Here is a 13,493-nt window from a genome sequence, read left to right on the forward strand (position 1 = left end):
TCAATCTCCGTTCGCAGTCGCGGATGCGGCGGCCAGACGCGCGTTGCGGCGGTCCAGCGATGCTCCCTTGATCGTCGCATACGCCCACATGCCACCGAAAATGAACGCGACCAGCAGGATGGCGGGCTCGAGGATCGCCGACGCGGCGAGGAGCACCTGCAGCGCCCATCCCAGCGCGATTCCCCATCTCCAGCGCACGACACCGCTCGCGGCGATCATCACGACGGCGAAGACGGAACCCACCACGATCGCCCACCACGGCTCGACACCGTCGGGAGTGGACTTCAGGCCGTAGATGACGAGCCACGCGAGAAAGACCACGATCGTCTCGAAACCGAGCACGACCTGCGCGAGCGACTCCTGCGCGCCGCGCTGACGCCGCACCCGCGGCGGACGCTTGGCGTTCACGCCGACCACCCGTCCTTCCAGGCCTCGGCCTCGGCGAGGGCGAGCGCCTCTCCCGCCAACACGACGGAGCCGGCGATGACGACGGCACGTCGATCGGATGCGGCCGCCCACTCCCGGGCGGCCTCGGCCGCATCCGCGAGGTCGGTGTGGACGGTCACACGCAGGCCCTGCGCCTCGACGAGGTCTGCGATCGTGTCCGCGTCGTTCGCCCGCTCGGAGTCGGGAGCGGTGGCGAACACGTGGGTCGCGACGGGGGCGAGCGTCGCGACGATCCCCTCCGCGTCCTTGTCGCCGAGGACTCCGAGCACGACGCCCCACTCGTCGAAGTCGAACGATCCGCGCAGTGCCTCGACGAGAGCCGCGGCCCCGTGCGGGTTGTGCGCCGCATCGACGACGACCGTGGGATGCGCCCCCACCAGCTGGAGGCGTCCGGGCGAGGTCGCCTGGCCGAGACCGTCGGTCACGACGTCAGGTGCGAGCGCCTGGGAACCGGCACCGACGAGGGATTCGACGGCGGCGATCGCCAGGGCGGCGTTGCGCCCCTGGTGCTCGCCGTAGAGCGGCAGGTACAGCTCCGCATACTCGCCGGCCAGCCCCTGCACGTCCAGGAGCTGTCCCCCGACGGCGAGGCGATAGGACCGCAGCGCGAAGTCGGTACCCTCGACCGCGATCGTGGCCCCCCGAGCGGCTGCCGCCTCGCGCAGCACGCGATCGACCTCCGGCTCCTGCGCGGCGGAGACGACCGCGGCGTCCTGCTTGATGATGCCCGCCTTCACCCGGGCGATCTTCTCGATCGTGTCGCCGAGTCGGTCGGCGTGGTCCATCCCGACGGGGGCGATGACAGCGACATCGCCGTCGGCGGTGTTCGTCGAGTCCCACTCGCCGCCCATGCCGACCTCGATGACGGCGACATCGACGGGGGCATCGGAGAACGCCACGAACGCCAGCACCGTGAGCACCTCGAAGAAGGTGAGCCGGGCGCCGCCCTCGGCGATCAGCTCCGCATCCACCAGCTCGACGAACGGGAGGATCTCCTCCCATGCCTCGACGACCGCGGCATCCGCGATCGGTTCGCCGTCGATCATGATGCGCTCGGTGAAACGCTCCAAGTGCGGGCTCGTGAACAACCCCGTGCGCAGCCCCATGGTCCGCAGCAGGCTTTCGATCAGCCGGCTCGTGGATGTCTTCCCGTTGGTGCCGGTCACGTGGACGACGCGGTATGTCCGCTGCGGGTCGTCCAGCAACTCGAGCACGCGGCGGGTGCGCTCGATGCGCGGTTGCACCCACTGCTCGCCCTGCCGCTCCAGCAGCGCCGCGTAGACCGCGTCGGCCCGGTGGCGCTCGTTCTCGGTTCCGCTCATCGTGCGACCTCCACCCGTGCGACGCCGACCGTGAACGCACCCGTGTTCGCGTACGCTCCCGCGGCAACCTCCCCCGTGTGCTCGACATCGTCGCTGTCGACGGCTCGTCGGATCCGTTCGACGCCGTCAGCGCCCGCGACCATCACCTGAACCGCCAGGGTCTCCCCCGCCACGTCCGCCGCGTCGAACGCTGACGCCACGGCGTCCGCGTCGGCCGCATCCGCGAACGTCAGAACGAGCCGGATGCGGTCACTGACCTCGAAGCCGGCAGCCTTGCGTGTGTCCTGCACGGCGCGGATGACGTCGCGTGCCAAGCCTTCGGCTTCGAGCGCAGGCGTCGTCGCCGTCGCCAGCAGCACGAAGCCGCCGCCACCGAGCACGGCCAGCGCCTCGCCCTCAGGGCGCCCACTGGTCTCGAAGACGAGATCGTACTCCGCGGGCTCGAGCGCGATGCCGCCCGCCGTCACGATGCCGTCGCGCTCGGACCACTCACCGTCCTTCGCGGCGCGGATGACCTGCTGCACGAGCTTTCCGAGGCGGGGGCCCGCGGCACGCGCGTTCACCGTGAGGCGATGCGTGATGCCGTACTCCGTCGCCGTGTGCTCACCGAGCTCGACCAGTTCGATCGCCTTCACGTTGAGCTCGTCGCGCAGGATGTCGTCGAACTGCCCGAGAGCGCCGGCGTGCGGCACGACGACGGTCAGCAGCGGCAGCGGCAGACGCACGCGCTTGCCCTCGCGCTTGCGCAGGGCGTTGGCGACCGAGGAGACCTCGCGCACCGCATCCATCGCCTCGCGGATATCGGCGGCGTCGGCGAAGGCGGATGCGTCAGGCCAGTCGGTCAGGTGCACGCTGCGACCTCCCGTGAGCCCCTGCCAGACACGCTCGGCCACGAGTGGGATGAGGGGTGCCGCCACGCGCGTAAGGGTCTCGAGCACCGTGTAGAGCGTGTCGAAGGCCTCCGTCGAGCGGGCATCGGCGCCGACGCCGACCCAGAACCGGTCTCGAGAGCGACGGATGTACCAGTTCGTCAGCACCTCCGCGAAGTCGCGCAGGCGCGCGGCGGCCGTCGTCGAGTCGAGCACCTCGAGATCGGCGGCCACATCGCGCACGAGGTCGCCGGTGAGGGCGAGGATGTAGCGGTCCAGGACATCGGTCGAGTCGGTCCGCCACCTCGCCTCGTACCCCGAACCGTCGGGCCCGCCCGCGGCGTTGGCGTACGTGGAGAAGAAGTACCACGTGTTCCACAGCGGCAGCAGGAACTCGCGTACGCCCGCGCGGATGCCTTCCTCGGTCACCACGAGGTTGCCGCCGCGCAGCACCGAGCTCGACATGAGGAACCAACGCATGGCGTCGGAGCCGTCGCGGTCGAAGACCTCACTGACGTCCGGGTAGTTGCGCAGCGACTTCGACATCTTCTGCCCGTCGCTGCCGAGGACGATGCCGTGGCAGGAGACACCCGTGAAGGCCGGACGGTCGAAAAGGGCGCCCGAGAGCACGTGCATGACGTAGAACCAGCCGCGCGTCTGCCCGATGTACTCGACGATGAAGTCGGCGGGTGCGTGGGTGTCGAACCACTCGCGGTTCTCGAACGGGTAGTGCACCTGGGCGTAGGGCATGGAGCCCGAGTCGAACCAGACGTCGAACACGTCCTCGATCCGCCGCATGGTCGACGCTCCCGTGGGGTCGTCCGGGTTGGGGCGGGTCAGCTCGTCGATGTACGGGCGGTGCAGGTCGACGTTGCCCTCGGGGTCGCGAGGCAGTCGTCCGAAGTCGCGCTCGAGCTCCTCGAACGAGCCGTACACGTCGATACGCGGATAGGCGGGATCATCGCTCTTCCACACGGGGATGGGCGAACCCCAGTAACGGTTGCGGCTGATCGACCAGTCGCGCGCTCCTTCGACCCACTTGCCGAACTGGCCGTGCTTCACGTTCTCGGGAGCCCACGTGATCTGCTCGTTGAGCTCGACCAGGCGCTCCTTGACGTCGGTGACCCGCACGAACCAGCTGGAGACGGCCTTGTAGATCAGGGGGTTACGGCAGCGCCAGCAGTGCGGGTAGGAGTGCTCGTAGCTGGCCTCGCGCAGAAGACGCCCCTCCTGGCGCAGCAGACGGATGAGGGGGCGATTGGCATCGAGCCACAGCTCGCCGGCGACGTCGGCGACCTGCGGCAGGAACCGTCCGCCGTCGTCGAGGCTCACGATGGTCGGCAGTCCTGCCGCATCCGCGAGACGCTTGTCGTCCTCACCGTAGGCCGGCGCCTGGTGGACGATGCCGGTGCCGTCGGTGGTCGTGACGTAGTCGTCGACCAGGATGCGCCAGGCATCCTGGGTTCCCCACGTCTCGGCGTCCGCGTAGTAGTCGAACAGGCGGTCGTAGGACACACCCGCCAGCTCCGCACCGACGATCCGGCGCTCCACGGCGTCGCGCGCCGCATCCGCCGACTCGTAGCCGAGATCCTTCGCGTGGGCGCCGACGAGGTCCGCGGCGAGCAGGTAACGGTGCGCGCTGGTCTCGAGGGCATCGTCGGGCGTTCCATCGGGGGCCCGGTGGACGTCGGCGGCGCCTGAGGGACCGGCGGGCAGCACGGCGTACTCGATGGCGGGACCGACCGCGAGCGCGAGGTTGGTGGGAAGCGTCCACGGCGTCGTCGTCCACGCGAGGGCGCGCACACCGGTGAGCCCGAGCGCCTCGGCCTTCGCGCCCACGAGCGGGAACGTGACCGTCACCGAGGGATCCTGGCGCATCTTGTAGACGTCGTCGTCCATGCGCAACTCATGGCTCGACAGCGGCGTCTCGTCGCGCCAGCAGTACGGCAGCACCCGGTAACCCTCGTACGCGAGACCCTTGTCCCACAGGCTCTTGAACGCCCAGAGAACGGACTCCATGTATCCGGTGTCGAGCGTCTTGTACCCGCGTTCGAAGTCCACCCACCGCGCCTGGCGGGTGACGTAGTCCTGCCACTCGTGCGTGTACGCCAGCACGGATTCACGGGCCTTCGCGTTGAAGGTCGCCACTCCCATCCGCTCGATCTCGTCCTTCTCGGTGATCCCGAGCTGCTTCATCGCCTCCAGCTCGGCCGGGAGTCCGTGGGTGTCCCATCCGAAGACGCGGTCGACCTTCTTGCCCCGCATGGTCTGGAAGCGGGGGAAGAGGTCCTTGGCGTACCCGGTGAGCAGGTGACCGTAGTGCGGCAGACCGTTGGCGAAGGGCGGGCCGTCGTAGAAGACCCATTCGTCGGCGCCCTCACGCTGAGCGATGGATGCACGGAAGGTGTCGTCGGCGGACCAGAAGTCGAGCACCTCGCGCTCGATCTCGGGGAAGCGCGGGCTCGGCGTGACGTCGGCAGCGGGCCCGAAGGCCGAGGAACGGGGGTAGGTCATCGTCATCTCGCAGGGGTCGAAGAACTCTTCCTGCCGGGACGGCCGAAGCCGCGGTACCACCCTGCTTGCCGGAGAAACGACCCCGACCACTTTCACTGCGGCGATGACGGGCCTGCCCCGCTCGGTTCTACTGGGCGCGAACGCCGTTCTTCCGAGAGCTCCCCGGTGATGGCCGGATCCGTGCTTGTACCTGCAATTCTAGCGCGCCGCGAGGTGGATCCAGGTCGACGAAGATGGACGGGCTCGGGGTCGACGCCGTCTGGGCGAAGGTCCGGAGCACGAACATCGCGTCCATGAACGTCGCCATCCGGCTCGGGATGCGGGTGCGTCGCGCCTCCACCACGCACGACCGCGGTGTGGACATGCCGCACCTGGGCTTTGCGATCGATCGCGCGAGGCGCGAGCCACGGTCTAGGCAGACGCGTCGGGAGCGGTCCGCAGAGAGCGCACCATGCTCGTCAAGGCGGTGAAGGCGGCGGACTGCTCGGCGTCGGTCAGTCCCGACAGCATCCGAGCCTCGACCGAACGCACCGCCGCGCTGGCCTCATCGAGGCGTCGCCTCCCCAAGGGGGTCAACCGAGTAGGAAGCGCCTTGCCCACGGCAGCATCGGCGGGACGGACGACCTCGCCGTCACGCTCGAGCGCCTGCAGCAGCACGTTCATGGACTGACGGGTCACGAACGTGCCCCGGGCCAGTTCCGAGTTGGTCGAGCCGGGCCGCTGGGCGAGCAGTTCCAGGCATGAGTAGTGCGTGATCGTCATACCGAGGGGCCGGAGCACATCCTCCATCGCGGTGCGCAGCGCGCTCGCCGCCTGTTTCAGGAGATAGCCCAGAGACGTGTCCAGGTGGACCTGCGGACGGGATTGACTCATGTCAGTATTCTGACATAGAGTGCGTGTCAGTTATCTGACATCCAGCGAGGAGTTCCCATGCCCGTCACCGGCCCCGACTTCATCTCCCTCCAGGTGCGCGATCTCGATGCGTCGCAAGCCTTCTACGAAACCCACCTCGGACTCGTGCGCTCCCCCGCCGGTCCCCCTCATGCGGTGGTGTTCACGACGACGCCCATCGCGTTCGCACTGCGCGATCTTCTCCCCGACACCGACCTCTCGGGCGTCGATCAACCGGGCATCGGCACGGCCGTCTGGCTGCACGCGACCGGCGTCCGGGAGATCCACGACGCTCTGGTCGCCGCGGGACACACCATCGTCTCGGAACTCGTCGAAGGCCCGTTCGGACTCACCTTCACCTTCGCCGACCCCGACGGCTACCACATCACCCTCCACGATCGCGCCTGATACACGACTCGGTGCTCCCAGCACCGACGTGCCGCATCCCTCCTCGGATGCGGCACGTCGGCGTCCCGTTAGACTTGCCGCACCGCACACTCAGGCACGCTCACACGGTGCCGCACATATCGAGGAGACACCCATGGCCATTCCCGACAAGCCCGCACTCGAGGGCCTCGAAGCCAAGTGGGACCAGACCTGGTCCGCCGAGGGCACGTACCTCTTCGATAGAGAGGCCGCGAAGACCTCCGGCCGCGGCGGCGTCTTCTCCGTCGACACGCCTCCGCCGACCGCATCCGGCTCGCTGCACATCGGTCACGTGTTCAGCTACACGCACACCGACGTGAAGGTGCGCTTCGAGCGGATGCGCGGCAAGACGGTGTTCTACCCCATGGGATGGGACGACAACGGGCTGCCGACCGAGCGACGCGTGCAGAACTACTACGGCGTGCGCTGCGACACCTCGCTGGCCTACGACCCCGACTTCACTCCCCCGTTCCGCGGCGACGCGAAGAGCCTGAAGCCCGCCGACCAGGTGCCGATCAGCCGCCGCAACTTCATCGACCTGTGCGAAGAGCTGACTCTCGAGGACGAGAAGGCGTTCGAGGCCGTCTTCCGCCAGCTCGGGCTCTCCGTCGACTGGACCCAGACGTACCGCACGATCTCGAACGACACGATCCGCACGAGCCAGCTGGCGTTCCTCCGCAACCTTGAGCGCGGCGAGGCGTACCAGGCGCTCGCGCCCACGCTGTGGGACATCGATTTCCGCTCCGCCATCGCCCAGGCCGAGCTGGAGGACCGCGAACAGCAGGCGTCCTACCATCGCCTCGCCTTCCACAAGACCGACGGCTCGGGCGACATCCAGATCGAGACCACCCGCCCCGAGCTGCTGGCCGCCTGCGTCGCCCTCGTGGCCAACCCCAACGACGAGCGGTACCAGCCGTACTTCGGTCAGACCGTGCGCACGCCCGTGTTCGGCGTCGAGGTGCCCGTGCTCGCGCACCCGCTGGCACAGCAGGACAAGGGCTCGGGCATCGCGATGGTCTGCACCTTCGGCGACGTCACCGACATCATCTGGTGGCGGGAGCTGGATCTGCCGAACCGCACGATCCTCGGCAAGGACGGCCGCATCCTCCCCGATGCACCGGCAGCCCTCGAGACGGATGCGGCGAAGGCCGCGTACGCGGAGCTGGCAGGGCTCACGGTCTTCAGCGCCAAGAAGAAGATGGTCGAGCTTCTGGAGGCCTCCGGCGAGCTCCTCGAGGTCTCGAAGCCCTTCAACCACCCGGTGAAGTTCTACGAGAAGGGCGACCGGGCCCTCGAGATCGTCTCGACGCGTCAGTGGTACCTGCGCAACGGCGCCCGCGACGAGGCCTTCCGCGAGAAGCTGCTCGCGCTCGGAGCGGGCATGCAGTGGCATCCCGATTTCATGCGGGTGCGCTATGAGAACTGGACCAACGGGCTCACGGGCGACTGGCTCATCAGCCGCCAGCGCTTCTTCGGCGTCCCCATCCCGGTGTGGTATCCGCTGGACGAGAACGGCGAGCGGGTCGAGGGCGGCGTCATCACGGCCGACGTCGCATCCCTTCCCGTCGACCCGACCACCGACACGGCTCCCGGCTACGACGAGTCGCAGCGCGGCGTCCCAGGCGGATTCGAGGGAGAGAAGGACATCTTCGACACGTGGGCGACCTCCTCGCTCACGCCGCAGCTGGCCGGCGGCTGGCAGCGCGACGAGGAGCTGTGGGAACTCGTCGCACCGTTCGACCTGCGCCCGCAGGGCCAGGACATCATCCGCACCTGGCTGTTCTCCACGATGGTGCGCTCCGCTCTCGAGGACGACCGCGCACCCTGGACGGACGCCGCCATCAGCGGCTTCATCGTCGATCCCGACCGCAAGAAGATGTCGAAGTCGAAGGGCAACGTCGTCACGCCCGCCGACATCCTGGACCAGCACGGCACCGACGCGGTGCGCTACTGGGCGGCATCCAGCCGGCTCGGCGCGGACGCCGCATTCGACCCGCAGAACCCGACCCAGGTGAAGATCGGCCGGCGCCTGGCGATCAAGGTGCTCAACGCAGCGAAGTTCGTGCTGTCCTTCCCCGTCCCCGAGGGCGCCCAGGTCACCCATGCACTGGATGCGGCGATGCTCGCCACGCTCGATCGTGTCGTGCGCGACGCGACGGCGGCTTTCGAGGCGTACGACCACGCGCGGGCGCTGGAGATCACCGAGTCGTTCTTCTGGACCTTCTGCGACGACTACCTCGAACTCGTCAAGGAGCGCGCCTACGATCAGGGCGACGTGGGACAGGCATCGGCGGCGTTGGCGCTGCGCACGGCGCTGTCGACGCTGCTGCGCCTGCTCGCCCCGGTGCTCTCCTTCGCGACGGAGGAAGCCTGGTCGTGGTTCGAGGACGGCTCCGTGCACACCGCACCGTGGCCCGTGCCGCTCGCACCGAACGACGGTGACACCGAGGCTGGCGACCCCGCCGTCCTCGCCGCGGCGAGTTCCGCGCTCATCGCCATCCGGCGGGCCAAGACCGAGGCGAAGGCCTCGCAGAAGACGCCGATCGCGCACCTGACCCTCGGGGCGCCGTCGGCGATCGCTGCCGCCCTAGCGAGTGCCGAGGGCGATCTCAAGGCCGTGGGCCGCGTCGCGGATCTCGCTATCGTCGACGCCGAGACCGTACAGGTCGTCGACATCGAGTTCGCCCCGCAGGAGGTCTGACATGCAGCTCGGCACGCGTTGGAGCGCCCGGACGGAGCCGCCCGCCTCGGTCCCCGCCTCGCTCCGTGAGCAGATCGCCGCCGTGGAGTCGGCCATCACGGAGTCGCAGTGGTCGTCGCAACCGACACCGCGGTGGACGCTGACATGGCTCGAGGGGCGCCCGGTCGCGGAACTCGACACGGGCGTCATCGTGTCGCTCGATGCCGACGGTACAGCGGTCGTCCGCCACGACGTCGACGACGAGTTCGCCTGAGCGCAGACTCTCGGCCCTGCTCCGAGCGCCGATAGTCTGAGCGGATGGCGTCCGTCAATCCGCTGCTCTCCCCATCCGCTCTTCCTTACGCGCTTCCCGACTTCGCCGCGATCGAGCCCGAGCACTACCTGCCCGCGTTCGACGAGGCGTTTCGTGAGCACCGTGCGGAGGTCGAGCGGATCGCGTCCGAGACGGCCCCTCCCACGTTCGAGAACACGCTTGTCGCCCTCGAGGGTGCGGGAGAGACGCTCGACCGCGTGAGTCGGACCTTCTTCACCGTCTCGTCGGCGGATGCCACTCCCCCCATTCAGGCGATCGAGGAAGAGCTCGCGCCGCTTCTGTCCGCTCACGGCGACGCGATTCGTCTCGACGAGCGGCTGTATGCGCGGGTGAGCTCACTGCACGAGGTACGCGACACGCTGGATCTGGATGCGGAGTCGCTCCGACTCCTGACACGCACCTTCCGCGAACTCACTCTCGCGGGCGCCGGGCTCTCGCCCGATGACAAGCGGCGTCTCGTCGAGATCAACACGCGGCTGTCGACGCTGACGACCACGTTCGAGAAGCACCTGCTCTCCGACACGAATGAGCTCGCGGTGCATGTGAGCGACGAGCGGGAACTGGAGGGGCTCGCGGCAGGCGAACGATCCGCCGCAGCCAGAGCGGCCGAGCAGCGCGGTCTGGACGGCTGGCTGATCACGCTGCCGCTGTTCACGGGGCACCCGTGGCTGGCGTCGCTCGCCGACCGACCCTTGCGCAAGCGCATCATGGACGCCTCGCGCGCGCGGGGCGGTCGTGGCGGCGACAACGACAACAGCGCGACGGTGCGCGAGATCGTGCGGCTACGGGCGGAGCGGGCAGCGCTTCTCGGCTTTCCGACGCACGCGGCCGCCGTCACCGCCGACCAGACCGCCGGCTCCCCCGAGGCCGTCGCTGGGTTGTTGCGCCGGCTGGCGGAGCCCGCATCCCGCAACGCCGCTGCAGAGAAGGCGGAACGCGCCGAGGTCTCCGGCATTGCCGACCTCGCGGCGCACGATTGGGCGTATGCCACCGAGCAGGTGCGCGCGACGCAGCTGGACATCGACGCGGCAGGGCTGCGTCCCTGGTTCGAGGCGGAACGGGTGTTGCGCGATGGTGTCTTCGCTGCCGCCACCGCGCTCTACGGCATCACCTTCACCGAGCGGCACGACCTCGTGGCGTACCATCCCGGCGCCCGCGTCTTCGAGGTGTTCGAAGAGGACGGCACGGGTCTCGGGCTCTACATCCTCGATCTCTACACGCGCGACACGAAGCGCGGGGGCGCGTGGATGAACTCCATCGTGACGCCGTCCGACCTGCGCCGATCCGCGCCCGTCGTGGTGAACAACCTCAACGTGTCGGACCCCGGCGAGGGGCAGCCGACCCTGCTGACCCTCGACGAGGTCACGACGCTCTTCCACGAGTTCGGCCATGCGCTTCACGGGCTGTTCGCCCGCACGCGGTACCCGCACTTCGCGGGAACGGCGGTCTTCCGCGACTTCGTCGAGTTCCCGAGTCAGGTCAACGAGATGTGGATGCTCGCCCCGGGCGTCGTCGAGAACTACGCCCGCCACATCGAGACCGACGAGCCGCTGCCCTCGGAGCTGATCGAGCGGCTGACCGCATCCGGAACGTTCGATCAGGGGTTCGCGACGAGCGAGTACCTCGCCGCCGCGTGGCTCGACCTCGCCTGGCACTCGCTGAGCGTCGATGACGCGTCGGCCGAGATCGACGTCGTGGAGTTCGAACGGCGCGCCCTGGAGGACATCGGACTCACCGAGCCCGCCGTGCCCCCGCGGTACTCCACGACCTACTTCGCCCACATCTTCTCGGGCGGCTACAGCGCGGGCTACTACTCCTACATCTGGAGCGAGGTCCTCGACGCGGACACCGTCGAGTGGTTCGGCGAGAACGGCGGCCTCGATCGTGCGGCGGGCGAGCGGTTCCGCCGCCGGCTGCTCGGCGTCGGCGGCGCGAAGGACCCGCTCGAGGCCTACCGCGACTTCCGCGGCCGGGACGCGGCGATCGCCCCGCTGCTGCGACGGCGCGGCCTCGACGCTTAAGGGTTCAGCGCCAGCCGAGGAGGTCTCGGACGACCTTCTGCGATGCGGGAGAGCCGTCGTTCTCGATCTGCCAGAGCTTCTCGCGCGAGACGAGGACGCCTTCCGCGCGAAAGCGTTCCTCGAGCCTGTTCCACACGGAACGAAGCAGGGGCGCAGCGTCGTTGCTCTCGGACGCACCCCGCACGGACACATGCGAGGCGATGACGAGTTCCGCACCGCCTTGCGTCGGCCGGGCACATGCCACGATCAGCGTCGGCGTCGCGGGGCGACGGAAGGGGACGATCAACTCGAGTCCCGTGTCCTCCAGGAGCCAGGTGAGCACACCGCGCTTGCGCGAGATCCCCACATCCCCGAGGTACAGGTCGTGCGCGATCCACTCGGAGCCGGACTGCGCCACACGCTCCCCGAATCCGCTGCCGCCGGCGGCGAAGCCTTGCGCCACGAGGTCGCACCGCGCCACCTCGAGCGCGGACGCGGCATCCGTCTGGATCAGAAACCGCACGGCGCGTCCGGGCAGACCGTTCCACCGCAGCGGACGAACCCGGGCATCCCCGCCGCGACCGGAGACGCCGTTCACCGCCGACCCAAACCGCGCACGCGGGTCAGGCGGTCTTGCGCTTCTGGCGCAGCACCAACGTGGGTGCAGCCCCTTCTTCGACGGCGGCTCGTGTGACGACGACCTTCGCAACGTCCTCGCTCGAGGGGATCTCGAACATGATCGGACCGAGCACGTCCTCGAGGATCGCGCGGAGGCCACGCGCGCCGGTCTTGCGGGAGACGGCCAGCTCGGCGATCGCCTCGAGTGCGTCGCGCTCGAAGTCGAGTTCCACGTCATCCAGCTCGAACATGCGCTGGTACTGCTTCACGAGGGCGTTCTTGGGCTCCGTCAGGATCTCCATGAGCGCCTCGCGGTCGAGCGGCGAGACTGCAGCCACGACGGGAAGGCGGCCGATGAACTCGGGGATGAGGCCGAACTTGTGCAGGTCTTCGGGCAGCACCTCGCTGAAGAGGTCGGGCGCGTCGTCTTTACGCTGCAGCGGAGCGCCGAAGCCGACGCCGTGCTTGCCCACGCGCGCGGAGATGATCTCTTCGAGACCCGCGAAGGCACCGGCCACGATGAACAGCACGTTCGTCGTGTCGATCTGGATGAACTCCTGGTGCGGGTGCTTGCGGCCGCCCTGCGGCGGTACGGAGGCGACCGTGCCCTCCAGGATCTTCAGGAGCGCCTGCTGCACGCCTTCGCCCGACACGTCACGCGTGATCGAGGGGTTCTCGGCCTTGCGGGCGATCTTGTCGACTTCGTCGATGTAGATGATCCCCGTCTCGGCGCGCTTCGTGTCGAAGTCGGCGGCCTGCAGAAGCTTGAGCAGGATGTTCTCGACGTCTTCGCCGACGTAGCCCGCCTCGGTCAGCGCGGTGGCATCGGCGACGGCGAAAGGCACGTTGAGGCGCTTTGCCAGCGTCTGGGCGAGATAGGTCTTGCCGCATCCGGTCGGGCCGAGCATGAGGATGTTGCTCTTGGCGATGTCGACCTCGTCGGCACGCTGGTCGGCGGAGATGATCGTGCTCTGCGCGCGCACGCGCTTGTAGTGGTTGTAGACCGCGACGGACAGAGCGCGCTTGGCCTGCTCCTGTCCGACGACGTAGTCCTCCAGGAAGGAGAAGATCTCGCGCGGCTTGGGCAGATCGAACTCGGCGACCTCACCGGACGTCTGCTCGGCCATGCGCTCTTCGATGATCTCGTTGCACAGCTCGACGCATTCGTCGCAGATGTACACACCAGGCCCCGCGATGAGCTGCTGCACCTGCTTCTGGCTCTTGCCGCAGAAGGAGCACTTGAACAGGTCGGCGCTCTCACCGATTCGTGCCATGATGCCTCTCTTCCCCCCGGATAGCTGCGCGGTACATCGAGCCTAACCGGAGTCGGGGACAACGGTCGTATTGCGCGTCAGGATGTGTGCACACGCCACGACGCCCCGGTCCTCGCTC

General features: G+C 68.6%; 10 protein-coding genes. 4 read left to right on the forward strand and 6 right to left on the reverse strand.

The genetic code is table 11. The annotated features are described in order from the left end of the window. From SK224_RS10225 to SK224_RS10240, 4 genes are all read right to left on the reverse strand, one after another. A complete protein-coding gene (locus tag SK224_RS10225) occupies positions 1–408 on the reverse strand; it encodes a DUF4233 domain-containing protein (protein WP_320434571.1) in 408 nt (135 codons plus the stop codon). Beyond that, a complete protein-coding gene (locus SK224_RS10230) occupies positions 405–1,769 on the reverse strand; it encodes a folylpolyglutamate synthase/dihydrofolate synthase family protein (RefSeq protein ID WP_320434572.1) in 1,365 nt (454 codons plus the stop codon). Before SK224_RS10230 ends, SK224_RS10225 begins: the two co-directional genes overlap by 4 nt. Next, a complete protein-coding gene (gene ileS / locus SK224_RS10235; RefSeq protein ID WP_320434573.1) occupies positions 1,766–5,152 on the reverse strand; it encodes an isoleucine--tRNA ligase in 3,387 nt (1,128 codons plus the stop codon). Before ileS ends, SK224_RS10230 begins: the two co-directional genes overlap by 4 nt. 411 nt (positions 5,153–5,563) lie before the next feature. Further along, positions 5,564–6,025, reverse strand: coding sequence for a MarR family winged helix-turn-helix transcriptional regulator (locus SK224_RS10240; RefSeq protein WP_320434574.1), 462 nt, complete (start codon positions 6,023–6,025; stop codon positions 5,564–5,566). Positions 6,026–6,082: 57 nt separating this feature from the next. On the opposite strand from SK224_RS10240, the gene SK224_RS10245 reads away from it, so the two are divergent. From SK224_RS10245 to SK224_RS10260, 4 genes are all read left to right on the forward strand, one after another. Continuing rightward, positions 6,083–6,451, forward strand: coding sequence for a VOC family protein (locus SK224_RS10245; protein WP_320434575.1), 369 nt, complete (start codon positions 6,083–6,085; stop codon positions 6,449–6,451). 133 nt (positions 6,452–6,584) lie between these two features. After that, the gene (gene valS / locus SK224_RS10250) at positions 6,585–9,170 is read left to right on the forward strand and encodes a valine--tRNA ligase (protein ID WP_320434576.1); all 2,586 of its coding nucleotides are present in this window, start codon (positions 6,585–6,587) and stop codon (positions 9,168–9,170) included. Between the two features lies 1 nt (position 9,171). Beyond that, complete coding sequence (locus SK224_RS10255) at positions 9,172–9,423, forward strand: hypothetical protein (RefSeq protein WP_137416784.1); 252 nt, start codon at positions 9,172–9,174, stop codon at positions 9,421–9,423. A gap of 44 nt (positions 9,424–9,467) precedes the next feature. Continuing rightward, complete coding sequence (locus tag SK224_RS10260) at positions 9,468–11,504, forward strand: M3 family metallopeptidase (RefSeq protein ID WP_320434577.1); 2,037 nt, start codon at positions 9,468–9,470, stop codon at positions 11,502–11,504. 4 nt (positions 11,505–11,508) lie between these two features. On the opposite strand, the gene SK224_RS10265 is transcribed toward SK224_RS10260, so the two are convergent. Then, a complete protein-coding gene (locus SK224_RS10265) occupies positions 11,509–12,006 on the reverse strand; it encodes a hypothetical protein (RefSeq protein WP_320434578.1) in 498 nt (165 codons plus the stop codon). A 100-nt stretch (positions 12,007–12,106) separates the two neighbouring features. Continuing rightward, positions 12,107–13,375, reverse strand: coding sequence for an ATP-dependent Clp protease ATP-binding subunit ClpX (gene clpX, locus SK224_RS10270; protein WP_137416781.1), 1,269 nt, complete (start codon positions 13,373–13,375; stop codon positions 12,107–12,109). Positions 13,376–13,493 lie beyond the last annotated feature (118 nt).

Origin of the sequence: Microbacterium sp. BG28 (assembly GCF_034044005.1) — a bacterium.
GTDB lineage: Bacteria > Actinomycetota > Actinomycetes > Actinomycetales > Microbacteriaceae > Microbacterium.

Bases quoted from the DNA above. Each gene is read 5' to 3' on its own strand.
- SK224_RS10230 (WP_320434572.1), bottom strand. From the start codon at position 1,769: ATGAGCGGAACCGAGAACGAGCGCCACCGGGCCGACGCGGTCTACGCG.
- ileS (WP_320434573.1), bottom strand. From the start codon at position 5,152: ATGACCTACCCCCGTTCCTCGGCCTTCGGGCCCGCTGCCGACGTCACG.
- SK224_RS10240 (WP_320434574.1), bottom strand. From the start codon at position 6,025: ATGAGTCAATCCCGTCCGCAGGTCCACCTGGACACGTCTCTGGGCTAT.
- SK224_RS10245 (WP_320434575.1), top strand. From the start codon at position 6,083: ATGCCCGTCACCGGCCCCGACTTCATCTCCCTCCAGGTGCGCGATCTC.
- valS (WP_320434576.1), top strand. From the start codon at position 6,585: ATGGCCATTCCCGACAAGCCCGCACTCGAGGGCCTCGAAGCCAAGTGG.
- SK224_RS10255 (WP_137416784.1), top strand. From the start codon at position 9,172: ATGCAGCTCGGCACGCGTTGGAGCGCCCGGACGGAGCCGCCCGCCTCG.
- SK224_RS10260 (WP_320434577.1), top strand. From the start codon at position 9,468: ATGGCGTCCGTCAATCCGCTGCTCTCCCCATCCGCTCTTCCTTACGCG.
- clpX (WP_137416781.1), bottom strand. From the start codon at position 13,375: ATGGCACGAATCGGTGAGAGCGCCGACCTGTTCAAGTGCTCCTTCTGC.